Annotated in this window: 18 protein-coding genes and 2 pseudogenes; 11 read left to right on the top strand and 9 right to left on the bottom strand. The window is 59.6% G+C overall.

Going from position 1 to position 26,418, the window contains the following annotated elements; translation table 11 throughout:
* Window positions 1-331 precede the first annotated feature (331 nt).
* The 3 genes from ACWGKN_RS13485 to ACWGKN_RS13495 all read left to right on the top strand — a co-directional run bounded on the left by ACWGKN_RS13485 (window position 332) and on the right by ACWGKN_RS13495 (window position 3,935).
* Entirely contained in the window at window positions 332-1,849 is a 1,518-nt protein-coding gene (locus tag ACWGKN_RS13485; RefSeq protein WP_452095449.1) for a transglutaminase-like domain-containing protein, read from the top strand.
* Window positions 1,846-2,643 carry an ABC transporter ATP-binding protein gene (locus ACWGKN_RS13490; RefSeq protein ID WP_424254346.1) on the top strand — a complete coding sequence of 266 codons (798 nt, stop codon included), beginning with the start codon at window positions 1,846-1,848 and terminating at the stop codon, window positions 2,641-2,643. The genes ACWGKN_RS13485 and ACWGKN_RS13490 overlap by 4 nt, the downstream gene beginning before the upstream one ends.
* Before the next feature lie 449 nt (window positions 2,644-3,092).
* Window positions 3,093-3,935 carry a cytidylate kinase-like family protein gene (locus ACWGKN_RS13495; protein ID WP_035230581.1) on the top strand — a complete coding sequence of 281 codons (843 nt, stop codon included), beginning with the start codon at window positions 3,093-3,095 and terminating at the stop codon, window positions 3,933-3,935.
* A gap of 190 nt (window positions 3,936-4,125) precedes the next feature.
* Here ACWGKN_RS13495 and ACWGKN_RS13500 read toward each other — a convergent pair whose 3' ends face one another.
* A complete protein-coding gene (locus ACWGKN_RS13500) occupies window positions 4,126-4,479 on the bottom strand; it encodes a hypothetical protein (RefSeq protein WP_424254348.1) in 354 nt (117 codons plus the stop codon).
* Between ACWGKN_RS13500 and ACWGKN_RS13505 the strand changes: the two are divergent.
* A pseudogene (locus tag ACWGKN_RS13505) lies at window positions 4,396-5,423 on the top strand (IS3 family transposase); the annotation flags it as partial. The gene ACWGKN_RS13500 and the pseudogene ACWGKN_RS13505 sit on opposite strands and share 84 nt — an antisense overlap.
* Before the next feature lie 636 nt (window positions 5,424-6,059).
* On the opposite strand, the pseudogene ACWGKN_RS13510 reads toward ACWGKN_RS13505, so the two are convergent.
* Window positions 6,060-6,866 (bottom strand): annotated as a pseudogene (locus tag ACWGKN_RS13510) (ISNCY family transposase); the annotation flags it as partial.
* Window positions 6,867-7,379: 513 nt separating this feature from the next.
* Here ACWGKN_RS13510 and ACWGKN_RS13515 point away from each other — a divergent pair.
* The 4 genes from ACWGKN_RS13515 to ACWGKN_RS13530 all read left to right on the top strand — a co-directional run bounded on the left by ACWGKN_RS13515 (window position 7,380) and on the right by ACWGKN_RS13530 (window position 12,347).
* A complete protein-coding gene (locus ACWGKN_RS13515) occupies window positions 7,380-7,580 on the top strand; it encodes an SEC-C metal-binding domain-containing protein (RefSeq protein ID WP_452095494.1) in 201 nt (66 codons plus the stop codon).
* Entirely contained in the window at window positions 7,577-9,223 is a 1,647-nt protein-coding gene (locus tag ACWGKN_RS13520) for a putative ABC transporter permease subunit (protein WP_052159766.1), read from the top strand. Before ACWGKN_RS13515 ends, ACWGKN_RS13520 begins: the two co-directional genes overlap by 4 nt.
* Window positions 9,224-9,378: 155 nt before the next feature.
* Window positions 9,379-11,034: a hydantoinase/oxoprolinase family protein gene (locus ACWGKN_RS13525; protein WP_424252782.1), complete on the top strand. Its 1,656-nt coding sequence runs from the start codon at window positions 9,379-9,381 to the stop codon at window positions 11,032-11,034.
* On the top strand, window positions 11,031-12,347 hold the full coding sequence (locus tag ACWGKN_RS13530; RefSeq protein WP_424252781.1) for a histone deacetylase family protein: 1,317 nt from the start codon (window positions 11,031-11,033) through the stop codon (window positions 12,345-12,347). The genes ACWGKN_RS13525 and ACWGKN_RS13530 overlap by 4 nt, the downstream gene beginning before the upstream one ends.
* Before the next feature lie 69 nt (window positions 12,348-12,416).
* Here ACWGKN_RS13530 and ACWGKN_RS13535 read toward each other — a convergent pair whose 3' ends face one another.
* Genes ACWGKN_RS13535 through ACWGKN_RS13545 form a run of 3 tightly spaced genes read right to left on the bottom strand, consistent with a single transcriptional unit; the run spans window position 12,417 to window position 15,156 of the window.
* Window positions 12,417-13,694, bottom strand: a complete 1,278-nt coding sequence (locus ACWGKN_RS13535) for a TRAP transporter large permease (protein ID WP_035227834.1) — start codon at window positions 13,692-13,694, stop codon at window positions 12,417-12,419.
* Window positions 13,684-14,169, bottom strand: a complete 486-nt coding sequence (locus tag ACWGKN_RS13540) for a TRAP transporter small permease (protein ID WP_035227837.1) — start codon at window positions 14,167-14,169, stop codon at window positions 13,684-13,686. Before ACWGKN_RS13540 ends, ACWGKN_RS13535 begins: the two co-directional genes overlap by 11 nt.
* 3 nt (window positions 14,170-14,172) lie before the next feature.
* On the bottom strand, window positions 14,173-15,156 hold the full coding sequence (locus tag ACWGKN_RS13545; RefSeq protein ID WP_052159767.1) for a TRAP transporter substrate-binding protein: 984 nt from the start codon (window positions 15,154-15,156) through the stop codon (window positions 14,173-14,175).
* A 284-nt stretch (window positions 15,157-15,440) separates the two neighbouring features.
* Here ACWGKN_RS13545 and ACWGKN_RS13550 point away from each other — a divergent pair, with 284 nt between their 5' ends.
* The 3 genes from ACWGKN_RS13550 to pap all read left to right on the top strand — a co-directional run bounded on the left by ACWGKN_RS13550 (window position 15,441) and on the right by pap (window position 20,165).
* Window positions 15,441-16,955 (top strand): fumarate hydratase, encoded by a 1,515-nt coding sequence (locus ACWGKN_RS13550; protein ID WP_035227840.1) that lies wholly within the window; start codon window positions 15,441-15,443, stop codon window positions 16,953-16,955.
* A 328-nt stretch (window positions 16,956-17,283) separates the two neighbouring features.
* On the top strand, window positions 17,284-18,402 hold the full coding sequence (locus ACWGKN_RS13555) for an Sfum_1244 family protein (RefSeq protein ID WP_452095450.1): 1,119 nt from the start codon (window positions 17,284-17,286) through the stop codon (window positions 18,400-18,402).
* A 230-nt stretch (window positions 18,403-18,632) separates the two neighbouring features.
* On the top strand, window positions 18,633-20,165 hold the full coding sequence (gene pap, locus ACWGKN_RS13560) for a polyphosphate:AMP phosphotransferase (protein WP_424252779.1): 1,533 nt from the start codon (window positions 18,633-18,635) through the stop codon (window positions 20,163-20,165).
* Between the two features lie 233 nt (window positions 20,166-20,398).
* Here the strand turns inward: pap and tnpA are convergent, their stop codons facing one another.
* The 4 genes from tnpA to ACWGKN_RS13580 all read right to left on the bottom strand — a co-directional run bounded on the left by tnpA (window position 20,399) and on the right by ACWGKN_RS13580 (window position 26,417).
* Window positions 20,399-20,830: an IS200/IS605 family transposase gene (gene tnpA / locus ACWGKN_RS13565; protein ID WP_035227848.1), complete on the bottom strand. Its 432-nt coding sequence runs from the start codon at window positions 20,828-20,830 to the stop codon at window positions 20,399-20,401.
* Between the two features lie 135 nt (window positions 20,831-20,965).
* Window positions 20,966-23,680, bottom strand: coding sequence for a DEAD/DEAH box helicase (locus ACWGKN_RS13570; RefSeq protein WP_452095451.1), 2,715 nt, complete (start codon window positions 23,678-23,680; stop codon window positions 20,966-20,968).
* Entirely contained in the window at window positions 23,677-24,744 is a 1,068-nt protein-coding gene (locus tag ACWGKN_RS13575; protein WP_452095452.1) for a PDDEXK nuclease domain-containing protein, read from the bottom strand. The genes ACWGKN_RS13570 and ACWGKN_RS13575 overlap by 4 nt, the downstream gene beginning before the upstream one ends.
* A complete protein-coding gene (locus ACWGKN_RS13580) occupies window positions 24,741-26,417 on the bottom strand; it encodes a site-specific DNA-methyltransferase (protein ID WP_452095453.1) in 1,677 nt (558 codons plus the stop codon). The genes ACWGKN_RS13575 and ACWGKN_RS13580 overlap by 4 nt, the downstream gene beginning before the upstream one ends.
* Between the last annotated feature and the right edge of the window lies 1 nt (window position 26,418).

Raw genomic sequence — 26,418 nt, forward strand, 5'->3', positions numbered from 1 at the left:
AATTGCAGCGCACGCACCTCCGGAGGAACCACGGCAGCGACACCTGATGGCGGCAAGTCCATAAGCTGTATACCGGAATTCGCCGGAGGGAAAGGCGAATCCGCATCTCCACGGCGTTCGCCTGTGATCCGCCGGTCCGGGCGCCACCACGAACTCGCTCCTGCCGACGACATCCTGTCCTCCCACTGGTCGCCAAGGGATGCCTCACTGTAACCGGGTATCACCGGCCGACGAATTCCCCTCGGCCACCGCCGCCTCCGGACGGCCCCCGCCGCCGTTATCCTCGCCATAAGCCATTCACAACCGGCGACCGAATTGCTATAGTGGCAGAATGAAACAGATTGCGTTCCGGACCCCGGCCCCACTCATCAAAACCATCATCTTCCTCGTCTGGCTCTTCCTCTTCGGTCTGCTGATGCAACGCGATTTCTTCATCACCACCATCAATCCGGAGGAATCATCGGCCATCGCCCAGGCCGCGCGGGAAGAATACCAATCGATCTATTTTCACAACCGGAAGATCGGCTACGTCGCCACCACCTTCGAGCCCCGCGACGATGGCCGCATCACCCTGGACCAGAAGGCCGGGATGGTGCTCAACGTCGCCGGCGGCAAGCATCCGGTCAACCTCCACCTCGAGGCGGTCATCACCGCCGACAGCCGACTGCAGGACTTCGTCTTTTCCTTCCGCTCCCCGTTCTACCGGATGCAGGCCGACGGCAGGTCCTCCGGCAACAGCGTCAGCTTCACCCTTGCCACCGGCAGCACGACGATCAGGGAGCGGATCGACCTGCCGGCACCGCCGATGCTCTCCACCTCGCGCCGCGACTATCTGCTGCAACCGGGCATCACGGTGGGGGAGAAGGTCCGCATCCCCTGGTTCGACCCGCTGTCGCTTACCGCCAAGGACTCGGTGATCGAGTACCGGGGCCGGGACAAGGTGCTGATCCACGGCCGGGTGCAGAATCTCCACCATTTCATCGAGACTGTCGCCGGGGCCCGGATCAGTTCCTGGCTCGACGACCGCGGCGACGTCCAGAAGGAAGAATCGCCGGCCGGCTTCGTCTTCCTCAAGGAACCGAAATTCAAGGCCCTGGCTGACAGCGACGAGATCCCGGACCTGTTGGCGGCGGTGGCGGCCCGATTGAACGGCGTCATGCCGCCGCTCGACGGCCTGGAGCAGATCCGCTACCGCCTCCATTTCCCCGACGGCGGGGCGTTTGACCTTCATTCCGGGAGACAGCAGTATGCCGATGGGATCCTGACGGTCACCCGCGAGTCGCTGCCGCCCGCCCCGGGCGGAGCTTCCGGCGGCACCGCCGACCCCGCCGATCTGGCCGCCAGCCGGATGGTGCAGACCGGGCACCCGAAGCTGACGGAGCTGGCAGGCCGGATCACCGCCGGCAGCACCTCGCCGGTCGAGAAGCTCAGGGCGATCGCCGCCTGGGTCCACGCCAATTTGGAAAAACGGCCGGTGCTCGGCCTGCCCGATGCCCTGACGATCCTCGACAGCCGCATCGGCGACTGCAACGAACATGCCGTGCTGTTCGCCGCCCTGGCCCGCACCGCCGGCATCCCCTGCCGCATCGCCAGCGGGGTGATGTTCCTCAACGACGCCTTCTACTACCACGCCTGGAACGAGGTCGGCATCGACGGGCAATGGATCTCGGTCGACACCACCATCAACCAGCTGCCGGCCGATCTCGGCCACATCAAGTTCGTCGAGGGCGAGTTCGGAGACCAGATGCGCATCGGCGCCCTGCTCGGTCAACTGTCAATCGAACCACTGCCGCCCGCCGCCGCTCACTCCCCGGCGACGAAGGCCCATCAATCACCGGATCAGCCATGACTGCCACCGTGCTCCACCTTCATCAACTCAGCAAAAACTTCGGCAGCTTCACCGCCGTCGACGATATCAGCCTGGCGGTTGCGGCCGGCGAAATCTACGGCTTCCTCGGCCCCAACGGCGCCGGCAAGACCACCACCATCAAGATGCTGGCCGGCCTGCTGCAGCCATCGGCCGGCACGGTGACCATCTGCGGCCATGATCTCGCCCGCGCCCCGCTCGAGGGCAAACGGCGCACCGGCTATATCCCCGATCGCCCCTTCCTCTACGAAAAGCTGACCGGCGACGAATACCTGCGCTTCATCGCCAGCCTTTACCTTGACCATTCCCCCGACAAGGTCCTGGCGGAGGCCGGCCGGTTCCTCGAACTGTTCGACCTCGGCGACTGGCGCCACCACCTGATCGAGGGCTATTCCCACGGCATGCGCCAGAAGCTGATCATGACCTCGATCTTCATGCTCGACCAGCCGCTCATCGTCGTCGACGAACCGATGGTCGGGCTCGACCCCAAGAGCGCCCGGATCGTCAAGGAACTGTTCAAGTCGCTGGCCGCCCGGGGGACGGCGATCTTTCTCTCCACCCACTCGATGGAGATCGCCGAGGAACTGTGCGACCGGATCGGCATCATCCAGCACGGCCGCCTCACCACCACCGGCACCATCGCGGACCTGCGGGCGCAGGCGGCCGCCGGGGCAAAAAATCTCGAGGATGTGTTTCTCGAGCTGACCGGAGCCTACGAGCTGCAGGGCATCATCGCCGCCCTGCGGCAGGACGCCGGCGATCGGAACCTGAGGTAAACGGTGAGGTATGTACATATACCTATATCTTTTGCCCAATGAACATCTGGTGTTTTCCCCCAAGGTCGAGGTTATGACACTTCGCAGTAACCTAGAAACACTCTGTTTCGAAAAATAGAGCGGGAATTGAGGTGTTATTGGCTTGAGTTTAACGATAACAGTCGGCCCACATCGAGCACCTCCCGGATGAGTACCGCAATATTTTTTTCAGCCGGCAATCCAAGGATCAGCTGATTTGTTCATAAAGTTTTATGGCACGTAGTTCATTTTGTAAGAGGCTTGGTCCAGATAGCGGAGTATTGTTCCTGTAGCAGGAAAAGGTCGTTTCGTTATAACGTAAGGTGCATATTTTATTAAAATACATGTACATCCACATGTGGCAGGACTATTCTGACCGCTTGCCGGTTGTCGGCAGACAATTTTTATTCATTGAAATGAAGGAGAGTAACATGGCTATTATTACCATTTCCAGAGGGTCGTACAGCAGAGGCAAGGAAGTTGCGGAAAGCCTGGCCGGCCGCCTTGGGTACGAATGTGTTTCGCGGGATATCCTGCTTGAGGCGTGTGAGGAATTTTCTATTCCCGAGATCAAGCTTGTGAAGGCTCTCCATGACGCACCCTCCGTACTAGAAAGATTCAAGCACGGAAAAATTCGATATATCAGTTATTTACGTTCGGCTTTTTTTAATCACATGGTCAATGACAACATCGTTTATCACGGATTGGCCGGACATTTCTTTCTCCAGGGTATTTCCCATGTCATGAAAGTAAGGATTCTTGCCAATATGGAGGATCGGGTTAAAGAAGAGATGAAGCGGGAGAATGCTTCCGAGGAAGAGGCTCGATATATGCTGAGAAAAGACGATGATGAAAGACGCCGGTGGGGGCTCGCTCTTTATGGCCATGACACCTGGGATTGCAACCTCTACGACGCGGTTCTTCGGATCGACACCTTGACCGTCGACGATGTCGTCAATACACTTCATGCGCTGGTGCAGACGGGTCGGTTCGATACTTCCAAGGAATCATTAAATAAATTGAAGAATCGTGCTCTCCTTGCCAACATCCATGCCCATATTGTCAATTACGCGCCGCATGCGACGATAGAATACAACGACGGTATTATCACTCTTGGCAACCTTGAGGGATTGCTCAAAAGCGACAAGGAGCAGCGGCGCAAGACCACCAAGATGATTGTCGAGACATATGGCGTGAAGGATGTCGTCTTTGCCAAGCCGGCAGTTGCCGATAAAGATCATATCAACCCTTTCTATAACATCGATTTCATATAATCGACGATGCGCGGTGGTCACTGTGTAGATTCTCACAAACAAATCCAGTAATTATCTCAAGAAACCTTGCCAGCCAATATCCAAACAAGACAGCCGGTCGGATCACTCCAACCGGTTGTTGTGTGTAGACAGCAGTCTACCGCACCGAGTTATCCCTTGGCGGCGGAGTCCCCTCGCGTCCGCCTCCGTTTCACTCGGATTCGTTGAACCATTCCGAGTTGTAGAACGTACTGGCGGAGATGGTTTTTTCTTCGAGATAGTATGCTTCTTCAAGAGCCATTGTTGCGGTATTCATGAGGGTACGTCGGTTACCCCTGGTGAAGGCGGCAATGATTTCTACGGCATCTTTGTCAAAAAGCACTGGAGAGGCATCGGCGTTTTTTAGGCGATGCTCGATAAACAACCGGGTTTCGTTCTCATTCATAAACTGGGTTTTGATGATGCCTGTGAGTCGTGAACGATTGGGCAGTGGAAGAAGGAAATTCAGGAGCAGGCCAAAACGCTGTTTGAAGGCAAACGAGGCCTTAAACCAATTGCCGCCCACAAGGAGCCGGAACGGTTGTACAGCGAGATTGGCAAGCTGAAGATGGAGCTCGACTGGCTTAAAAAAAAATCGGGATTCAACCTGCCGTGACACGGCAAACCTGGATTGACCGGAGAGACGCGGTCTCGGTGGTCCGGCAATGCGTTCTGGCAGGGGTATCCCGCGCCACGATCTACGCCCGGCAAAAGCCCGGGCCGGTGGATGAAAGCAATCTCCTGCTCAGTCGCCTGATCGACGAGGAGTACACCCGTCATCCGTTCTACGGCAGCCGCAAGATGGTGGTCTTTCTCAAGGTTGCAGGCCACACGGTCAACCGCAAACGGGTGCAAGGGTTGATGCGGCAGATGGGGCTGGCCGGCATGGCGCCTGGTCCGAACACCAGCCGGCCGCACCCTGAGCACAAGATCTATCCCTACCTGCTGCGCGGCGTTCCTGTTATCAGGCCCGATCAGGTCTGGGGTACCGACATCACCCACATCCGGCTGGCGCGTGGCTTTGCCTACCTGGTGGCGATCATCGACTGGTACTCGCGCCGGGTGCTGAGCTGGCGGATCAGCAACAGCATGGATGCGGTGTTCTGTGTCGATTGCCTGGAGGAAGCCTTGCGCTGCCACGGCAGGCCCGCAATCTTCAACAGCGATCAAGGCTCGCAGTTTACCGGCATTGCCTTCACCAGCGTGCTGAAGAGGGAGGACGTCGTCATCAGCATGGATGGACGCGGACGAGCGTTCGACAACATCTTTGTCGAGCGGCTCTGGCGCAACGTCAAGCATGAGGATGTGTATTTGAAGGGCTATGCCTCGATGAGCGAGTTGACGATCGGCCTGGCAGAGTACTTCGCCTTCTACAACGGCGAGCGGCCGCACCAGTCGCTGGGCCACCAGACGCCCGATGTCGTGTATCGAACCGCAAGAGGGGGCGGGGCGGAGATTGTGGATAAATTTCCACGCGCGGTGGAGGATTGCCCTGTTCCGCTACGCTCCACAGGGCAATCCTCCACCGCAACGGCACCAACTCAAGCAGAGACAACACCGGGGCAGCGCCGCGCAGCTGCGAATGAAGTCGAATGTACAGCTTAAACTCAGTCGATATTTGTCTTGACTCAGGGGTCCACCTTACATGGATCAATTTACAGAACCTATTCAAACAGCATGTGAGAAAAAGAAAATTGAATATAAAGGCTGTTTTGACTGCCAAGGAGCTCTGACCAAATCTTTGCACGACGCGGTGCAGAAAAAGCTCAACTTGTCCGACGAGGCATGGGGGATATGGTTAAACAGATGACAGGAAGTCCAAAAGAAGAAGACGTGGCAAAAGCCAAAGCGTTTACAAGAGAAGTCTTGGGCTGATTACTCCCTATACATTCGTTCAGGACTCCTGATTCATAAGAAATACTTCTCGTAAAGTGGAGCGAGTGCTAAACTTGTTGCATTTGGACTCAGCAGGAGTCAGGAGTCCTGCTGAGCTGCGGGATAAGATCAAGTTGGAAATCTGTAAGAGAAGCTTTCCTGAGACCTCTACCATGTTGTCCAATATCCACTGATATATGAGATTTGAGCTTCTTGACAGGAGCACACCGTTTCGGTGCTCTTTACCATCACTCGATGGTGCAGAATGAAGCGGTCTTGGTCTTCCATAATACACACCCGCAGGCCCAATTCCACCGGAACTCCGGCCTTCCCTTCGCTGATCCATTCGGTATGCGGCTCGAACAGGGAAAACACCTTCTCATCGTGAGCAATACGTTCGCCCTGGAGCACCCGCCGGTCAATCTGGTCGATCTGCCGACGGGCATGCCGCATGAAGTCATTCAATACGCTGAGCCGGACCACGGAGAGAGGATCGTGCGGGGTGACCTGCTGGCGAGTTTGGTCGGCTCGTGTCAGATACCCCTCTGCCAGGTCCAGGTAGACACGATGGGCCTCTTTCATCTCCTGCTCTTTTCGCTGCTGTTTGCTTTCTTCTTTGGAGGAGTAAACAGCCGCAGATTATCTTTCAGGGTCTGCAGATCATACAGCTTCTCTGCCGCCCAATCACTGTGACCAAGCATTTTCCGGAGGGTCTTATGTTCGTTGGCCAACTCCAGGATACGATCATAATCGGCATTGAGCCCCAATCCGAGTACCCCCAGCACCAGTATCTGCCACCGGGTCATGCCGGGACGACCGTTGTTGGGATCGGCCTTGACGGTTTTTTCCCTCGATTTGATGCACAGGCAAAACCTCTGCCAAAATGGCAAATACCGCTCCGCGCAGTTCAGGCGTGGTGTATATATGCTGGAGTCCGCGGAGGATTTGCGGAATATCGTCGCGTGATTTTGGGTCCAGCTTTATGTCGGCGATTGCCAGTTCACCCAACTTCATTTGTGGTTCGATTACTCTACGCATGAATTTTTCACCCGACGAAGATTTTGTTCTTGCTGACATTTGAGCCGGTCAGAGCCCTGCTGAATTATTTAGCCTGAAAAGAATATACCATAACAATCAGCATGTTACATTATCAATCGGCATCCGCCGTGCTCCCCGCGCTCATTTTCTTCGCTTGTGGGTATCGTTGGTATCAGCTTGTTTTTTCGGTTCTTTTACGGTTATCATTCAGGCACTACTTACCCAAAATCTCCACCAATGCTTTTCTGTAACGACCCTCGCCTTCCGATAGATGACCTTGACAGGCACATATTGACGTACGGGCAAGCCTGCCTCGGCATATACGCCGATATCGGAATGCGATGGCCGGTAGGATCAACAACTGCTGATTTCCTGAAAGATTTGGTAGCTCCATTCCTTATCTGGCAAGCATGCTATGAAGCATTTGGCCAGCCCCCCCCTTGGGGCGAACGGAGTCACTTTGAACCGGGTATTCTCGAATTCTACAAAGACATGTTAGGCCAAATAGAGGACATGAATGTGATAGATTTCATACGTCTTCTCGCAAGAAAACATACTCCCCAAGGCCACGAGCTTTGCCCGTGCGGGTCTGGTAATAAACTAAGGAATTGTCACAAATTGAAGTTCCATAGACTGCTCCTTGGTTGTCAAAATTGTTCCGCATTTTTTCTTACTGCTTCGGGAATGGGTTCATTTTTTTCACTATATCAATGACATCTCGTCTCTTCCAGCCCTGGCTGCGCGGCGGCCGCCATCGTTTCTTCCCCGGCGGCCGGATCGGCCTGCGGGCCCTGTCGATCCTCGGTCTCGGCATCGTTGTCGGCGTCATCCTCCACCTGGTGACGCTGCGGGTGTTGACCTACTTCCACGGCCAGAACGAGTTGGGAGTCATCCTCAGCCTGAAGATCTTCCAGATGGTGTGGATCACCGTCTTCGCCATGCTGATCTTCTCGGCGATGGTGACCTCGGTCTCCACCCTGTACCTGTCGAGCGACAACGAGATCATCCTCGCCGCCCCGGTCGCCGAAGGGGAAGTCTACCTGATGCGCTACCTGACCATCACCGTCGACACCTCATGGATGGTGCTGATCTTCTCCGTGCCGGTCTTCGGCGCCTTTGCCCGGGTCTTCGATGCCGGCTGGCTGTTCTGGCCTCTGCTGCTGGTCGCCGTCCCGGCCACCGCCTGCATCGCCACGGCCACGGCGATGCTCGCCACGGTCGTGCTCGTCTATTTTTTCCCGGCCCGGCGCACCAAGGACATCGTCCTCTACCTGTCGCTGCTGTTCGGTATCCTGCTCTACCTCATCTTCCGCCTGATGCGGCCCGAGGACCTGGTCGACCCCGAGCGCTACGGCCAATTCATCGAGTATTTCTCCGCCATCTCCACCCCGGCCGGACCGTGGCTGCCGGCCGGCTGGTCCTCCGCCCTGCTCAGCACCTATCTGCTCGACGGCCGGGTCGACTGGCTGCTGGCCGGCCTGCTGCTGACCACCCCCATGGTGCTGTTCTTCGCCGGTGAACTGGCGATGCGCCGCTGGTTTTTCGCCGGATTCACCCGGTCACAGGAATCGTTCGGCGGTCATGTGCGGTTCCGGGCCGCCACGCGCCTGCACTCGACCTGGGCCTGGATCTGGCGCAAGGAACTGAAGTATTTTCTCCGCGACACCAGCGAGTGGTCGCAGCTGTTCATGGTCGGGGCCCTGATCGTCGTCTATCTCTATAATTTCAAGGTGCTGCCGCTCGATCGCTCGCCGATCCCGACCGAATACCTGGCCCGGATGATCGCCTTCGCCAATATTGCCCTGGTCGGGTTCATCGCCGCCTCGCTGGCGGCCCGCTTCGTCTACCCGTCGCTCAGCGCCGAGCGCGGCGCCTTCTACCTGATCGGCAGCGCGCCGCTGGCCCTCGGCCGCTACCTGCTGTACAAGTATCTCTTCTACCTGCTGCCCTTCACCTGTCTCACCGTGCTGCTGGTCACCGTGTCGAACCATCTGCTGGAAATCACCGGACCGATGTGGCTGGTGTCCCTCTTTCTCTCCCTGCTGATCACCTGGACCACGGTCGCCATGGCGCTCGGCTTCGGTATCTGGTTCGTCGACTTCAAATCGGAGAACCGGGTGTCGGCGATGGGTCCGGGGGCAATGCTCTACCTGTTGTGCGCCATTCTCTACCAGCTGGCGCTGCTCGGCCCCATGACCTATCCCGTCTACCGCCTGGCCAGAAGGTGGATGCGGACCGCCATCCTGCCCCCGACCGATGCCCTGATCCTTTCGGCCTGGGCCGTCGGCGCGGTGGCCGTCTCCTTCCTGATCGCCTTCATGCTGTGTCGGCACAGCATGCACACCTTACAAAAATAGCCGTGGCCCGAGGCGTCGGCGAGGTCCTTCGGGACTCCCGGCTTTTTCATCACCCGCACGATATTTTCGGTGACAAATCGAGGCCGGGGGATAAGATAAACAGGACAGCAGCACGGTAAGCAGTACCCTCTTCCCTTTGACAGACAGGAGCGGCGATGATTATCGGCATAGATGTCGGTGGAACCCATGCCGACGGCGTGCTTCTCGAAGGCACCAGACTGGTGGCCAAGCACAAGGTCATCGTCGACCAGGACCATCTGAGCGAGACGGTCATCGCCCTGCTCAGGGACCTGATCCCGGAAGACCGCCGGCAATTGGAGAGGATTCACCTCAGCAGCACGCTCGCCACCAACGCCATCGTCACCGGCAACCTCGAGCCGATCGGCATGCTGATCCAGGCCGGCCCCGGCATCAATCCGGACTTCCTCGCCCAGAATGGCCCGACCTGGTTCCTTGACGGCGTCATCGATCACCGCGGTCATATCATCCGCGACCCCGACACCCGACTGATCGACGAGGCGGCAGCGGCGATGCGGCAGGCCGGTATCGACTCGGTCGGCATCGTCACCAAATTTTCCTACCGCAACAGTATCCACGAACGATTCATCGCCGACCGCCTCGGCTCCCGATTTTCCCATATCTGCATGGGTCACCAGATCTCCGGACTGCCCAACTTCCCCCGGAGGGTGTACTCCACCTGGCTCAACGCCTCGCTGACCCAACAGTTCCACCGCTTCAAGGAAGCAATCGAGCAGGGTCTGGCCCATCTCGGCATCGACTGCCCCTGTCATATCCTCAAGGCCGACGGCGGCACCATCCCCTTCGCCCGGGCCATCGAATTTCCCTGCGAGAGCGTGCACTCCGGACCATCGGCCAGCGTCATGGGCTGCCTCGCCCTGGCCGGCCAGCCGAGTGACTCGATCCTCCTCGATATCGGCGGCACCACGACCGACATCTCGCTGCTGGTCGACGGCGTACCGCTGCTGGAACCTTACGGCATCAACATCGCCGGCCGACCGACCCTCATCCGGGCCCTCAATACGATCAGCGTCGGCCTCGGCGGCGACAGTGCCGTCGGGTTTGCCGACCGGGAGTTCCACATCGGCCCCAGACGCAACGGCCCGCCGATGGCCCAGGGCGGAACAACGCCGACACCGACGGACGCCATGGTCGTGCTTGGCCTGCTGGCGGTCGGATCAGCGGAAAAGGCCGTCGCCGCGATGAACAGCCTTGGTACCGGATGGGACCCGGAGGAAACGGCCGGACGCCTGCTCGCCACCTTCGCCGAGCGTGTCCGCCAGGCAGTGGCGGCAATGATCGATTCGGTCTTCAGCCGGCCGGTCTATACCGTCTCCGCCCTGCTGCACCGCCGCCGCATCACCCCGGAGAGGCTGATCGTCATCGGCGGACCGGCGGCCGCCCTCAAACAGATCCTGGAAAGCTGCTTCACCCTGCCCTGCACCGTCCCGACCGATTACGAGGTTGCCAATGCCGTCGGCGCGGCCCGGACCCAGCTGACCGCCCAGGCGACGCTCTACGCCGATACCGCCGACGGCCGGGTCAGCATCCCCGAGATCTCCTGCCTCGAGGACATTCCCAATCGCTTCGGCATGGCCGAGGCGGAAACCAAACTGGAACAGGTGATCCGCGGCATCGCCTCGGAAATGGGGATGACCGACAGGCCGGAGATCGATTTCCTGGAGCGGCTCGAAATGAATGTCATCCGCGGTTTCGAAACCTCGGGCAAAATACTGAACCTCAAGGCCCAGATCAGGCCCGGCCTGGCCGCCGTCAAGGGAGTACAGCGATGAATTCCTTCATGCCCCGGGCGCAGAACCGCACCGCCCTGATCCTCTTCCCGGCCTTCGACTGGTGCATCAGCCCGACCCACCCCGAGCGGGAGGAACGCCTCCTCTACACCCGCGACCAGCTGATCGAGGAAGGTCTCGAGGATGTCGACAACATCGTCTTCCTCAATCCCGAACTGGCCACCCATGCCGATATCGACCGGGTCCATCTCTGCGCCCCCTCGTCCGCCAGGCTGCTCACCGAATCGCACCTGATCTCCGCCGGCGCCACCCTCCGCATCGCCCGGGCGATCATGGACAAGGAGGCGGAGAAGGCCTTCGCCATCGTCCGTCCGCCCGGCCACCACGCGATGCAGACGGTCTTCGGCGACCGCGGCTTCTGTATCGTCAATATCGAGGCGATCATGATCGAGTACATCCGCCGCCATTACGGGGTGAGAAAGGTCGCGATCGTCGATACCGACTGCCACCATGGCGACGGCACCCAGGATATTTACTATAACGATCCCGACACCCTGTTCATCTCGCTGCACCAGGACGGCCGGACCCTCTTCCCCGGCACCGGCTTCATCCGCGAGTCGGGCGGCCCCGCCGCCGACGGCTATACCATCAACCTGCCGCTGCCGCCCAATACCGGCGAGGACGGCTTCGACATGGTGATGGAGCGGGTGGTCATGCCGATCCTCGACGAGTTCAAGCCGGAGTTGATCATCAACTCGGCCGGCCAGGACAATCACTACACCGACCCGATCACCAACATGAACTTCACCGCCCAGGGCTATGCCCGGCTCAACCGGCGACTCAATCCCGATATCTGCGTCCTCGAGGGCGGCTATTCGATCGAGGGGGCCCTGCCCTACACCAACCTCGGCATCATCCTGGCGATGGCCGGCATGGACTATTCCCATGTCAAGGAGCCCGATTACGACCAGGCCCGATTCCGCCAGCCGGAGGAGATGAGCCAGTATATCGCCGGCGTCTGCGACAAGGCCCTCGAGGTCTTCGCCAACCGCGGCCGGACCAAGAAGGAGGCCCTGAAGAAGAAGGTGGTCGGCGAACGCAAGAGCATCTTCTACGACACCACCGGCTTCAACGTCGACGAGACCCGTCAATATCACCTCTGCCCCGACTGCCCCGGCTATACCGAGGTCACCGCCACCAGCCCCCGGGCCCGGATCCACGCCTTCACCGTCCCCTTCAACGCCTGCCCGACCTGCCAGCGCACCGCGCGGAATCTCTTCAGTGCGGCCCAGCCGGTTCCCCAGACCATCACCGCCCTGCAGGACCGGGTCGCCGATATCTACGAGACCAAATAACGCCCATTGCATATCGGCTCACCCCGAACTGTCCAGCCACGCCTGTTCCCCGGTTAAGGGGAACCGCATCTACCTGAGCATGCCGACCAGCGCCATGGTCAGTGGCGGCCAGTAGGTGATGATCGCCAGATCGACCAGCAGCACAAGAAGAAAGGGCACGATCCGGCGGCAGATCGCCGCCAGACGGTCGCCGGAGATCGACGAGGAGACGATCAGGCAGATCCCCATCGGCGGGGTCAGCATGCCGATCGCCAGGTTGGTGACGACGATCACCCCGAGGTGGATCAGATCGATCCCCAGATCCGGCAGCAGCGCCACGATCATCGGCACCAGCAGGATCAGGGCGGCGGTGGTCTCGACGAAGGTGCCGGCGATCAGCAGGACCAGGTTGACCGACAGCAGCAGCAGGAGCCGGTTGTCGGTCAGCGCCAGCAGGCCGGCGGCCATCCGGACCGGGATATCCTCGATGGCGGCGATCCAGCTGAACACCGAGGCGCAGGCGATGATGAACATGACGATCGCGGCGGTGATCGACCCGGTGATGAACAACCGCGGCAGGTCGCGCGGGGCGATCCGCCGATACACGGCCATGCCGACGACGAGGCCGTAGACCACCGCCACCGCCGCCGATTCGGTGGCGGTGAAGATCCCGGAGAGGATGCCGCCGAGGATGATGACCGGGGCGCCGAGGGCCAGCAGGGCCCGGCGTCCGGTCCGCAGAACCTCGGCCGGCGAAAAGGGGGCCTGGGCCCCATAGCCCTGCCGTCTGGAGATCAGGCTCGAGACGATGATCAGCGACAGACCGATCAGCAGACCGGGGAGGACGCCGGCGGTGAACAGCCGGCCGATCGAGGCCCCGGTGAGGAAACCGAAGACGATCATCGGGATCGACGGCGGAATGATGATCCCGATCGACCCGCCCGAGGCCTGGACCGCGGCGGCGAAATCGGAGCGATAGCCGGATTTCTTCATCGCCGGGATCAGGATCGAGCCGACCGCCGCGGTATCGGCCGCCGCCGAGCCGGAGATGCCGGCGAAGAACATCGCCGAGACCACCGCCACCGCCGCCATGCCGCCGGGCAGCCAGCCGACCAGGGCGGTGGCGAAATCGATCAGCCGTCGGCTGATGCCCCCTTGCTCCATGATGGTCCCGGCGAACATGAACAGCGGTACCGCCAGCAGGTGGAAGGAATCGGTCCCGGAAAACAGCCGCTGGATGACCATCTGCAGCGGAAAATCGCCTTGGCAGGCGATGGCGGCGACCGAGGCGGCGCCGATGGCGACGGCGATCGGGGTGTCGATCAGGAACAGGACGAGCAGGACCACCAGCAGGATCTCAGCGGTCATCGCCCGTCTCCCGCAGCTCGCGGCACAGGAAGAGGAGGCAGTGGCAGACGAGGATGACGCCGGCCACCGGGATGATCACCACCACCAGCCACAGCGGCAGGGCCAGGGCGGGGCTGATCTGCAGACGGACAAAGTGGCTGAAGATCGCCCCCTGCCAGATCAGCACCGCAAAAAATCCGAGACAGACGAGATGGACGGCCATCGCCTTGACCCGGCGCCAACCCGGTCCCAGCCAGGCCGACAGGACATCGATGCCGGGGTGGGCGCGGCGGTAATAGGCGGCGGCCGCCCCGAGAAAAGTCAGCCACACCAGGAGATAGCGGGCCACCTCCTCCGACCAGAACAGGGAATGGTTGAAGAGGTAGCGGCAGACCACCTGGACGGCGACGACCACCGCCATCGCGATGCCGAGGATCGCCAGCAGGGCCTCCGTCCCCCGGTTGATCCAGGCGTTGATCCTGGCAAACAGCTCCACCGGCTACCGGCCCTGCACCGCTTCCAGCAACCGGAGCAGCATCGCCTTGACCCGCGGGTCCCGGTAGATGTCCATATCCTTGAGGCCGGCCACCTTGCGGCGCAGGCCGTCGATGTCGGGATGCTCCTCGACCACGAAGCCCTTCTCCTTCAAGAGCCGCAGCCGCTCGGCATCGCCGTCGCGGTTGTGCTGCCGCTGGTAGTGGGCCGCATCGCGCATCGCCGTGGCAAGCATCTCCTGGGTGGCGACGTCGAGGGTCCGCCACCAGGCCAGCGAGGCGACGTCGATATGCGGCGAGTACACATGGCGGCTCAGGGTCAGGTATTTCTGGACCTCCCACAGTTTGTACTCGACCATCAGCCACAACGGGTTCTCCTGGCCGTCGATCACCCGCTGCTCCAGTTCGGTGTAGACCGGCCACGGCATCGGCGTCGGGTTGGCGCCCAAGGTCTGCCAGATGGTTTTGTGCATCGCCGACGCCATCACCCTGATCTTCAGGCCCTTGACGTCCTCCGGCCCCTTGACCGGCCGGCGGCTGTTGGTCAGGTGGCGGAAACCGTTTTCGGAAAAGCACAGCCCCTTGAAGCCGGAGGTCTCCAGCGAGTCCAGGACTTCCCGACCGATCGGACCGTCGAGGATCGCATCGGCCTGCTCGCTGTCCTTGAACAGGAAGGGGTAGTCGATCACCCGGACGATGGGGTCGAAGGTGTCGAAGGGGCCGCTGGTGATGATCCCCATCTGCACCGTATTCATCTGGATCTGCTGCAGGATCTCGGTCTCGTTGCCGATCGAGGCGGAGTCGTAGATCTTGACGGTGATCGCCCCCTGCGACCGCTGCTCCACCAGTTCCCTGAACTTGTCGGCGGCGATATTCTGGGCCGAGCCCGGCTTGGTGACCACCCCGAGCTTGATCGTCATCGCCGCCCGCCCCGGGGCCCCCGTCAGGCCGACCAGCAGCAGCACCGCCATTATCAATAGTCTCTTCATAGCATCTCCCGTTGTGATTGTCGGAGCCGACGCCTATCCGGTGACGGCGGCGCTCCGTTGTCGTTCCTTTCTATGTACGCCATTCCCCCGCCCGGTTCAACGTCCCGGGCCGTCTTTTTCCCGGCGGCGGCATTTTTGTCATGTTTTCAACCGCTGGGACAACCATTCAGCGCCAGCCGGGACTTGACCGGCGACCGGATTTCGCAGTAGTATGGGGCGCTGATGTACCCTGTCTCCCAACCCATCAACAGCTCCGCCAACCCCAGCACGAGGAAGGACACGACATGACCATCATCAAGAAGGCAGATTTCATCGATTCCATCGCCGACAGCCTGCAGTACATCTCCTGCTACCATCCCCTCGATTTCGTCGACGCCATGTACGCCGCCTATCAGAAGGAGGCCAACCCGGCGGCCAAGGACGCGATCGGCCAGATCCTGATCAACTCCCGGATGTGTGCCATCGGCCGGCGGCCGGTCTGCCAGGACACCGGCATCGTCACCGCCTTCGTCAAGATCGGGATGAACTGCCGCTTCGACACCGAGATGACGATCCAGGAAATGGTCGATGAAGGGGTGCGGCGGGCCTACTGCGACCCGGTCAACCCGCTGCGCAAGTCGGTGGTCGTCGGCCCCGCCACCGAGCGCCGCAACAGCCGCGACAACACCCCGGCGATCGTCTATACCGAGCTGGTGGCCGGCAACGGCTGCGAGGTGCTGATCGCTGCCAAGGGCGGCGGCTCGGAAAACAAGAGCAAGTCGGTGATGCTCAACCCCAGCGATTCGATCGTCGAATGGATCAAGAAGACGGTGCCGACCATGGGCGCCGGCTGGTGCCCGCCCGGCATCCTCGGGATCGGCATCGGCGGCACGGTCGACAAGGCGATGGTCCTGGCCAAGGAATCGCTGATGGAGCCGGTCGACATCCACGAACTGATCGCCCGCGGCCCGGCCAACAAGCTCGAGGAACTGCGGCTGGAGATCTTCCAGGCGGTCAATGATCTCGGCATCGGCGCCCAGGGCCTGGGCGGCCTGACCACGGTGGTCGACGTCAAGGTCCGCGACTATCCGACCCATGCCGCCTCGCTGCCGGTGGCGATGATCCCCAACTGCGCCGCCGCCCGCCACATCCACTTCCACCTCGACGGCAGCGGCCCCGCGGTCTTCACCCCGCCCGATATCAGCGCCTGGCCGGAGATCACCCTCGAGGGCGGCAGCGAGGTGCGCCGGGTGCAGCTCGACGGCCTGACCAAGGCCGACATCGCGGGTTGGAAGACCGGCGAGACCCTGCTGCTCAGCGGCAGGATCCTCACCGGCCGCGATGCCGCCCACCGCCGCATCCAGCAGCTCTACGCCGAGGGCAAGCCGTTGCCGGAGGGGGTCGATTTCAACGGCCGCTTCATCTACTATGTCGGCCCGGTCGACCCGGTCGGCGACGAGGTCGTCGGACCGGCCGGCCCCACCACCTCCACCCGGATGGACAAGTACACACCGATGATGCTCGAGCAGTTCGGCCTGCTGGGGATGATCGGCAAGGCCGAGCGCGGCGACGCCGCCATCGCCTCGATCAAACAGCACGGCGCGGTCTACCTGATGGCGGTCGGCGGGGCGGCCTACCTGGTGTCGAAGGCGATCAAGAAATCGCGGACCGTGGCCTTCGCCGACCTCGGCATGGAGGCGATCTACGAATTCGAGGTCGAGGACATGCCGGTGACGGTGGCGGTCGACTGCCGCGGCGAATCGGTGCACAAGACCGGCCCGGCCTTCTGGTGCCAGGAAATCGAGAGGTTGAAGAAATAGCCCGGCCGTCCCCCCGGGTTTTCGGGCGATGGGGCTGAAGATGGAGCCTCGACCAATGGGCGTGGCATCTCCGGCACAGGAGGTATTTCCGCGAGGACAGTGCGCCGGTACTGCCTCCTGAGGTCTTCGATGCAATCGATGACGCTCTCCGTGATGGCAACGGGACGGAGGTCCGGTGGAAAAATGAGGGAAATATCCGCGCCCTCGTTCTTTCCGCCGGATTGATGGTTACAATAGATGTGGGGCCTCCCACCGCGACAGCCACCGGAAAAGCCCGCGAAAACCATCCCTCACCCCACCGCATCAGCACCGAAGGAGCGGCCGCCGCATGGCAGATATTCTCACGACACCAGCAGTTCTCGATACCGATCTGATCGGGGATGTCCAGCACAACTGCGATATCTCCGATGCCCGGGACCATGGGATCTACTCCCTGTGCACCATGGTGCTCAAGCTCCGCAACCTGTACAAATGGGAAATGGGCCTGCAGCCCTGGGAGGAGCCGGGATCCGCCATCCTGCTCGACTGGATCGAGACCAAGGAAAACTACTGGCAGACCATCGCCGACGAGACGTTCCGACCGCTGACGGTGGCGGGGAGGCGGGTCGCCCCGTTGGATCTGGAGGAAGTCAACGCCACCCTCAACGGGACACTGGTTTATGGAGCCGGCTACGGCCGGTCGATGAAGACCATCTTTTTTCTGGCGGAAAAACTTCAGCAGCGGACCATCGAGGGCTGTCCGGCGGTCATTCTCGGCACCGAGCAGGCCAGGGAAATGGCCAGCCCCTTCGCCATGGTCCAGGATGGGCTGATCATCCTCCGCAAACAGGCGCTCCGCACCTTCCTGTGGGACCAGGTCCAGGAAATGCGCGCCTCCTGCAAGGTGTCGCTGCGGCTGGCGCTGAAATCCCATGGGCTGTTGAAGGGCGGCGCAGTCGATCAGGAGCTGTTCAAACAATCGCTGGACGCCATCGTCGAACAGGAGATGGACCTGTTCCTGTACCACGAGGTCGGGGAACTGCTGCAGGGGGAGCGCCTGTCGGAGTCGCTGCGGCGCCTCATCGCCCATTTCCCCGGCTCGATCCTCGAACTGGTCGGCCGGGCGGTGAAGGACATCCTGGCCGACACCCACCCCAGCGGTCCCCTCGCCTACATCATCGAGCAGCAGCGGCCGTCAACCCTCGGCTTCTACCTCACCTTCTTCGACAGCCTGCGGGAAAAGCTCTTCCCGGAAATCCGCCCCGCCGGGCTCCGGTTTTCAGCAAAGGGAGACTGGCTCCCTATCGAGCAGGCCCGCAACGCCTGCTGGCTGAGAACCCAGGAGCTGGCGCGGCGGATCGAGGAATGTGCCGCCATGATCGGGGAAAAATCCGACAATGCCATCGTCGAGTACTTCAACTCCCAGGTCCTGACGCCGTTGGGGCTGGATGCGGCGAAGACCGCCTGACCGGCGGAACGGCGCCCCGGAATTCGGTATTCCCACTCCGTTGACAGGCTTCCAGCTCTTGATCCTGGTCTGCATCAGGATCGACCGCCGTTGAAAGTTCTCCCCCCTCCCTTGTCCTGCCGGGCCGATCAGGTGTAAAATCCGGCATGAAGCGCGTAGGCCCATCGCCGCCTCCGGCAGGTCCGGAACCATGGCGTGGGGCCGTCGCCACCATCATGAGGAGAAAACCGATGTTCGAATCCGCGGAACTGGGACACAGGATCAAGAAGTCCGTCTATGACAAGGAAGTCCCGCCCCTGCGCGAGGCCCTGCTCGAGGCGCAGCTGGATCTGGCGGAAGCGGCCGGTTTCCCGGTAATCATCCTGATCGGCGGATTGGACGGCGCCGGCCGCGGGGCGACCGTCAACCTGCTCAACGAATGGATGGACCCGCGCCATATCCAGACCCACGGCATGGGCGAACCGTCGGACGAGGAACTCGACCGGCCGATGATGTGGCGCTTCTGGCGGGCCCTGCCGCCAAAGGGCAAGATCGGTGTGTTCCTCGGTTCCTGGTATACCTGGCCGATCCTCAACCGGGTGCGCGGCGTCACCAAGGAGGCCGATCTCGAGCAGAGCCTGGAGCGGGCCAAGCGGCTGGAAAAGATGCTGGTCGACGAGGGCGCCCTGGTGATCAAGTTCTGGCTCCATCTGTCGAAGGAAAAGCAGGAGAAACGGCTGAAAAAGCTGGAGAAGAACCCCCTGACCCGGTGGCAGGTCACCGACCGCGACTGGAAACACTTCAAGGCCTATGACAAGTTCCACGAGGTCCACGAAAACGTCATCCGCCACACCAGCACCGCCGAGGCCCCCTGGCTGATCGTCGAAGGCGAGGACGCCAGCTACCGCAATCTGACCGTGGGCCGGGTCATTCTCAAGGCCATCCGCGACCGGCTGGATCTGGCGAAAACCCCGCCGCCCAAGATCCTGGCGCCGCCGCTGATCCCGGCCATCGACAATCTGCACCTGTTGAAGACCCTGGACATGACCCGGGTGCTGGACAAGGACCGCTTCAAGATCAAGCTCGAGAAATACCAGGGCCGGCTCAACACCCTGACCCGTGACATCAAGTTCAAGTACATGTCGGTGATCGTGGTGTTCGAGGGCAACGACGCCGCCGGCAAGGGCGGCAGCATCCGCCGCATCACCGGCGCCCTCGATGCCCGCAGCTACCAGGTCATCCCCATCGCCGCCCCCACCGAGGAAGAGCGGGCCCAGCCCTATCTGTGGCGGTTCTGGCGACAGCTGCCGCGCAAGGGCCGGGTCACGATCTTCGACCGCTCCTGGTACGGCCGGGTGCTGGTGGAGCGGGTCGAGGGCTTCTGCGCCGAGGCCGACTGGATGCGGGCCTACGGTGAGATCAACGAGTTCGAGGCGCAGATGGTCCGCCATCACCTGCTGGTGGTCAAGTTCTGGCTGACCATCACCAAGGACGAGCAGTTGCGGCGCTTCGAGGAACGGCAGGCGACCGGCTTCAAACGGTTCAAGATCACCGGGGAGGATTGGCGCAACCGCGATAAGTGGGAACTCTACGAACAGGCGGTGTGCGACATGGTCGATCGCACCAGCACCCATCTGGCCCCGTGGACGCTGGTGGAAGCCAACGACAAGAATTTCGCCCGCATCAAGGTGCTGAAGACCCTGGGCGACAGAATCGAGTCCAAACTGGAGGAACTGCACGCGTCGGGGATCGATTATCTCGACCGGCCGAAAAACCACCGCTGAACCTGGTGGTCGGCGCCGGCGCTACGGTTGATGCCCCGCCCCGCCGCACCTTGCCGTTTTGTTGTCACCGACCTCATCTCGTCCGCCGCAGGATACCGTTGACCTCGCCCCAGGCCAGCGGCGGGTCGGTGGTCTCTAAGTAAGTATCCACCGGCAAAGCCGGTGGCTTTATAATTGTGAACCGCTCAAAGCGGTATGTTCAAAAAATTAACTGACCACCGTTCGGTGGTCGCCTATTTGAAGAGCGACAGTTGTTCAACCCGAAAATCTTCTTTTTCCTGATCTTTTATATACGTGCTTACAACCTCTTCATCGGTACCAACAGTTGAAACATAGTACCCTCGAGCCCAAAAATTCATGCCTACGTAGTTTTTCTTCTGGCCCAGATACGTCCGGGCTATGTGAATGGCGCTTTTGCCCTTCATGTACCCGATCACCTGTGCCACAGCATACTTTGGTGGTATCGATATCAGCATGTGGACATGATCGGCCTGCAAATGCCCTTCAAGGACTTTGCTCTCCTTCTGCCGCGCAAGTTCATGGAAAACCTCCCCAAGGTTTTTACGAAGATGACCGTAAAGCATCTTCCGCCTGCATTTCGGTATCCATACTACATGGTACTTGCATTTCCACTTGGAGTGACTTAAGCTTTGTACGTCGTTCATGAAGCCTCCTTCTTGTGACTTTGACCGGTTCACAGGGACGGAGGCTTCAGTATTTTGCAGGATCTGTCAAACTATTATGGTCCCCCGGCAAAGCCGGGGGTTTTCCCTAGAGAAATAAATCGCTGCCATTCTCCTTCATATTCCATACATCTGCGCCAACCCATTGAGTGTCATATTGGTGGCAATACCATCGTGGGGAATCAGCACGTAACGCCATGGTTTTCCTCCATGGCTTTTCGCATATTCCGTGGCATTAACGCACCATTTGACGGCAACCTCTTTCTTGGCGAGCACCACAGGATCATTCATCTGATTACTCGCCTTGGGCTCCAGCATGCAGATTGTGCTCTCGGTTTCAGCGACAAAATCGGGTTGATATTCCAGATGATCCGCACCGTGACGATAAAAGATCTGGAACTGCCCCTTGGCGGGTTTGAACCATTTCACGGCATCCCGCTCCATAATAACGGCCAGTTTGCGTTCCGCATCCGAATCAAATTTCTGCACCGGGTACAGGCACCGCGTAAACCCGCCAAAGAGATAACGGGACATATTGCTTTTGTCCGCAGGTGAGACCTTATAATCGGCTGGCGGCTCATTGGTCTTGCAGGTGTAAGCGCTTGGTTTCAATTCGGTGAATCCTTTGCTCACCTTCACCTCATACTCTGCGACTTCCTCCCAGTAATGTTTCTGCATCTGGACATAGATGAAGCGGGCAATTTCATGCTGATGGCAACGCACTACATCAATGACCTCGTCCGGCTGTAAATAGCTTTCAAAATGACGAACTGCCTGCCCCGCCAAATCGTAAAGCAGGTCTGCGTGGTCATCGTAGGAAATATCGTTGAAATCCATCAGGCAACGGACGATGTAGTTCTCCGTGCGCGGCTCTTCGCTACAGCCGCGAGCCGGAGTCACGGCCATTCCTTCTCCGGTGCGGAGATACTGTACCCATAAATCCTCGGATACCGGCGGATAATTCAGGCTGTCGAGTTCGAGGGTGAAGGGCTTGAACCCGGACTTCACCACGCCCTTGGGCACCACCAGGATACGAGGGATATCGATGGTTTGCTCGGTCACCAATTCGACTGTTTTGGCCACGACAGCCGCGATATCCGGCTTGACCGTGAAACCTTCCAGGGCCAGCTGCGCTGGTTGTTGTGCCTCCACTGCCTTGACAATGGCGGCTTGGATCTCCGGATCTTTCAGATGGTTGACCGATGGCAGCATCTCCGGCTTGTTCTCATACCCCTTGATCACTTCCCAGGCGGTTTTCGCCACCTGTTGCTCCTGCGCTCCGGTGAAGATTGGTTGAACCTCCTGTCCCGCCATTGCGGTACTCGCAGTCACCAGGGCCGGGCGTAAACCCAGCTTGGTCGCCAGTTGCGATTGCGACACCACGGTGGCAGTTTTCTTCTCCAGCTCCGAACCATCAATCACCACCGCCTGCATGCGGATGACGGAATCAGGCCGATTGGCCTCATCGATGATTTCCTGAAACTTGTCATGGGCAACAATGTTGAGCCGATCCACCGGTGTCACCCCGGTGCGTTTGCCGTAGGGCAACCGCAGCCCCCGGCCGATGGATTGCTCAATGAGGATGCGGGCATTGGCGGCTCGAAGCGGCACAATGGTATAGAGATTGGTCACATCCCACCCCTCTTTGAGCATGTTGACGTGGATGACGATCTCGGTCGGCTCCTCGGTCTGTTCCACCCGCAGCAGCCGCTCAATCATTTCTTCCTCGTCCTTGCCGGTCTTGCTCGAATCCACCTGGATGACCTTGTCGGTATAACGCCCTTCGAAAAAGACACCAGACTGGATCATCCGCAACAATTGTCCGGCATGGGTGGTGTCGCGGGCAATCACCAGCAGGAAGGGCTTGACGATAGCTTGCAGAGTCTCGCGGGCATAGGTTTCCAGTTCCACCTTGACGCTCTCATGGAGCCGGATACCGTCTTCCAGTTTCAGCCGCTCGATCTCTTCCACCGACATTCCGGCCGGATTGAAGTCCTTGCGGGTCACCACCGCCGGTTCCTTGACAAAGCCGTCGCTCATGGCCCGGCCCAGGGGATAATCGTAGATGACGTTCTTGAACGCCACGCCGCCCTTATTGGTTTCCACAAAGGGGGTGGCGGTCAGCTCCAGGCCGAGGATCGGCTTCAACTCGTTGATGGCCCGCACGCCGGCGCTGGCCCGGTAGCGGTGCGACTCGTCCATGAGCAGGACCAGGTCCGGCAGGCCCGCCAGATAATCGAAATAGCTCTCGCCGATATATTCGGAGAGCCGCTTGATACGCGGCGACTTACCGCCCCGCACTTCGGAGTTGATCTTGGAGATGTTGAAGATGTTGATGTGGACACCGGTTTCCTGAAAAAAGCCTGGCAACCGGTTGGCACGCCGAGCCGCCTCCCGCACCCCCACCCCGCTCTCATAAGTGTCACCGGTGATGACCGTCGGCGGGTCAATGGCGAACTCGGCGATCCCCTTGAACACATACTTGGGCGTGTTCGGGGTGAAATCGGCGATCAGCTTGTTGTAGATGGTGAGATTCGGCGCCAGCACGAAGAAATTGCAGATCCCGTGGGCCAGATGCAGGTAGCTGACAAAGGCCCCCATGAGTCGGGTCTTGCCAACGCCGGTGGCCAGGGCAAAGCAAAGCGAGGGAAAATCCCGCTCAAAATCGGTGACCGATGGATATTCGCTGCGGATCACCTCCAGTACGGCGGCGGTGTCCGCCTCCTTGCCCGGCGGCGCAATCTCGGTGATACGGTGCAAAATTTCCAGGGATTCCCGCTGCGGTTGCCGCAAGGATAGCCGGCCGGAGATGGCGTTGACGTGACGGTTCATGGCCCCACCTCTTTTCGGTGTTCCAGTTGCAAATCGATGCGTTCTTTCGCCTGAGCAATAGCCTTGTGGAGTTCCTGTGCAAGAATCTCGCGGGGCGGTAATTCGGTGAGGTATTTCGCCACCCGGATACCGCTTTGCTCAAGAGCGAGCAGTTTAACGGTTTCTTGTTTTTTCCCGGAACAGAGGATCAGCCCGATGGGCGTCTTTTCATCGGGCTGTCGTTCATATTTATCCAGCCAGCGCAGATACAATTCCATTTGTCCCTTATCGGCCGGTTTGAACTCGCCCAGTTTCAATTCGATGGCCACCAACCGTTTTAAGCGCCGATGAAAGAAGAGCAGATCAAGGTAATAATCGTCGTTATCCACCTGGATGCGTTTTTGACGGGCGACAAAGGTAAAGCCGACACCGAGTTCCAGGAGAAACTTTTCCAGTTCCCGAAGGATGGCACCTTCCAGATCTTTTTCCAGGTAGCGGTCCGTGATCCCAAGAAAATCGAGGAAGTAGGGATCACGGAAGACCAGATCCGGTGTGAGCCGGTCTTCGTCGCGCAGACCATCCAGTTCCAGGCGGATCAGTTCGTCGGGTTTCTTGGACAGAGCGGTGCGCTCGAAGAGCATCGAGTCGATCTTCTTTTGCAGGGTGCGGGTATTCCAACTTTCAACCCGGCACATTTCAGCATAGAAATCGCGTTTCAGCGGGTCATCAAGGTAGATGATGGCCTTGAAATGACTCCAACTCAATTTTGCAGACAACGCCTGCAAAATATCGCCATCGGGAAAGGTCTCCGCCAATCGAACCATATAGGCAAGATTACGTTCACTCCAGCCGCGTCCAAAGTCACGAAGCAATTTTGCAGACAGTGTCGGCAAAATCTCCGCGCCATAGGCTGCCCGCTCCTCTTGCAGAAGCTCCTTACTGATCCGCTTGCCGACCCGCCAGTACAGCATGGTCAAAGCGGCATTGACCGTTACCGCAACGGAAGAGCGGGTTTCTTCGATCAAGCTGCGGAGTTCATGAAAAAGCGTGTCGGCAAGCTGAACTGGTGTTTGTGTTTTGGTCATGACGCTTCCTCGCCGAACAGCGATGCCTGTCGTGGCCGTCTTTTTCCAGATTTCTCTGCTTCTTCCAGAGGCAGTGATGGCGGTGGCGGAGGCGCTGCCGGCAGGTTCTCCACCTTGAGGCTGTAGTCGTCATGGCCCCATTCGCAGCGGCTCAGCACCTGGCGGGGGATTTTTTTGACCGTGAGATGGGCGTAGTCGCCCCGGCCCCGGAAGGCAGTACAGAGCACCAGCAAGGAGCGCCCCTCGCCCACCTCGTCGGCAAGCTCCTGCAATTGCTCGTGGGTGAGACTGGCGGTGGTCACATAGATGAAGTCCTGCTCGGTGGAGTGGCCATGCTGCCAGTAGACAGAATCGGAGGGCGCATAGCGGAAGCCCTCCAGCTTGCACAGGGCCTCGGCCAGCATGGCGGCGTTGTAGGTTTGATTGATAACCCAATTGCCCCAGCGGTCCCTTTCCAGCAGCGACGGCGCCAGGCGGTAGTAGCGGAAGCCGCCGCCGCCTTGCCAGTTGACCGGCTTGCTGATGCCGCCCTGGTCCTCACCGTCGATGACCTTTTTGAGGCGCGGAATGATGTGAGTGTGGCAGTGTTCGCCCAGTTCCACCATGATCCAGCGGCGGCCCATCTTGTGGGCCACCGCGCCGGTGGTGCCGGAACCGGCAAAGGAGTCGAGGACGAGGTCACCGGGGGCAGTAGCTACTTCGATGACACGTTTTAATAAACGCTCGGGTTTAGGAGTTGTGAAAGGATCTCCAGGAAACAGTTTATCGATTTCTAATCTGGATTCCTGATTATGCCCTGCTTCTTCGTAACTCCAAATAGCTCTCGGAACAACCGGCTTCGAGTGAGTTAAAAATTTCTTTATTCGAGGCATTTGTCCCTTTCCTTCTTTGCCCCAATACAAAAGCCCTTCCTTCACATTCCGTTCATGTGTGTTACGGTCATAAGCCCAAACACGAGTCTTGCTAGGCCAAATTTCCTTGCCAGAAAAAGGATTCGTGATCGGATAGTAAAGATTTGGTCGTTCATCGACCGTCTTTGCGCATGTATAGGCTGCTGAATTCCACGCTCCCCTTGGGTCATTGTCTGGATTTCTGTAGTTTGCAAGCTGAGAGGCATTTTTATCCAATCTGTTTGGCCGCCAATTATCTTTTTTCTTTGTAAAGACGAGGATATGGTCCAGGTCTCCGCTAAAATATTTAGCGTCATTAGCGGGTGAAACTCGTTTGTGCCAAGCCAAATTTGCAACAAAATTCCCCCGGCCAAACACCTCATCGCACAACACCTTCAAGTAATGGCACTCGTTGTCGTCAATAGTGATCCACAGCGAACCATCCTCGGCCAGCAGCCGCCGGATGATCTCCAGCCGGTCCCGCATCAGCGACAGCCAGATGGAATGCTCGACCCCGTCGTCATAATGGGTAAAGGCGCTGCCGGTGTTGTACGGCGGATCGATAAACACACACTTGACCTTGCCGGTAAACTCCTGCTCCAGGGCCTTCAGGGCCAGGAGGTTGTCGCCGAAGATCAGCCGGTTGTCGAACAGGTCCTTCTCCGTCACCCGGTGCCCGGCATGGTAGGACAACGCCTGATCCTCCAGTAGGATGCGCGGCTCCAACCTTGGCCGCTCATCCTTGCCAATCCAGGTCAACTCAAGTTTTTGTTTTTTACTCATA

Source organism: Desulfoprunum sp. (assembly GCF_053613775.1).

What these genes read in the sequence shown, in the direction of transcription:
- ACWGKN_RS13485 (WP_452095449.1), top strand. Translation starts at nt 332, where the DNA reads ATGAAACAGATTGCGTTCCGGACCCCGGCCCCACTCATCAAAACCATC.
- ACWGKN_RS13490 (WP_424254346.1), top strand. Translation starts at nt 1,846, where the DNA reads ATGACTGCCACCGTGCTCCACCTTCATCAACTCAGCAAAAACTTCGGC.
- ACWGKN_RS13495 (WP_035230581.1), top strand. Translation starts at nt 3,093, where the DNA reads ATGGCTATTATTACCATTTCCAGAGGGTCGTACAGCAGAGGCAAGGAA.
- ACWGKN_RS13515 (WP_452095494.1), top strand. Translation starts at nt 7,380, where the DNA reads ATGAATGTGATAGATTTCATACGTCTTCTCGCAAGAAAACATACTCCC.
- ACWGKN_RS13520 (WP_052159766.1), top strand. Translation starts at nt 7,577, where the DNA reads ATGACATCTCGTCTCTTCCAGCCCTGGCTGCGCGGCGGCCGCCATCGT.
- ACWGKN_RS13525 (WP_424252782.1), top strand. Translation starts at nt 9,379, where the DNA reads ATGATTATCGGCATAGATGTCGGTGGAACCCATGCCGACGGCGTGCTT.
- ACWGKN_RS13530 (WP_424252781.1), top strand. Translation starts at nt 11,031, where the DNA reads ATGAATTCCTTCATGCCCCGGGCGCAGAACCGCACCGCCCTGATCCTC.
- ACWGKN_RS13535 (WP_035227834.1), bottom strand. Translation starts at nt 13,694, where the DNA reads ATGACCGCTGAGATCCTGCTGGTGGTCCTGCTCGTCCTGTTCCTGATC.
- ACWGKN_RS13545 (WP_052159767.1), bottom strand. Translation starts at nt 15,156, where the DNA reads ATGAAGAGACTATTGATAATGGCGGTGCTGCTGCTGGTCGGCCTGACG.
- ACWGKN_RS13550 (WP_035227840.1), top strand. Translation starts at nt 15,441, where the DNA reads ATGACCATCATCAAGAAGGCAGATTTCATCGATTCCATCGCCGACAGC.
- ACWGKN_RS13555 (WP_452095450.1), top strand. Translation starts at nt 17,284, where the DNA reads ATGGCAGATATTCTCACGACACCAGCAGTTCTCGATACCGATCTGATC.
- pap (WP_424252779.1), top strand. Translation starts at nt 18,633, where the DNA reads ATGTTCGAATCCGCGGAACTGGGACACAGGATCAAGAAGTCCGTCTAT.
- tnpA (WP_035227848.1), bottom strand. Translation starts at nt 20,830, where the DNA reads ATGAACGACGTACAAAGCTTAAGTCACTCCAAGTGGAAATGCAAGTAC.
- ACWGKN_RS13570 (WP_452095451.1), bottom strand. Translation starts at nt 23,680, where the DNA reads ATGAACCGTCACGTCAACGCCATCTCCGGCCGGCTATCCTTGCGGCAA.
- ACWGKN_RS13575 (WP_452095452.1), bottom strand. Translation starts at nt 24,744, where the DNA reads ATGACCAAAACACAAACACCAGTTCAGCTTGCCGACACGCTTTTTCAT.
- ACWGKN_RS13580 (WP_452095453.1), bottom strand. Translation starts at nt 26,417, where the DNA reads ATGAGTAAAAAACAAAAACTTGAGTTGACCTGGATTGGCAAGGATGAG.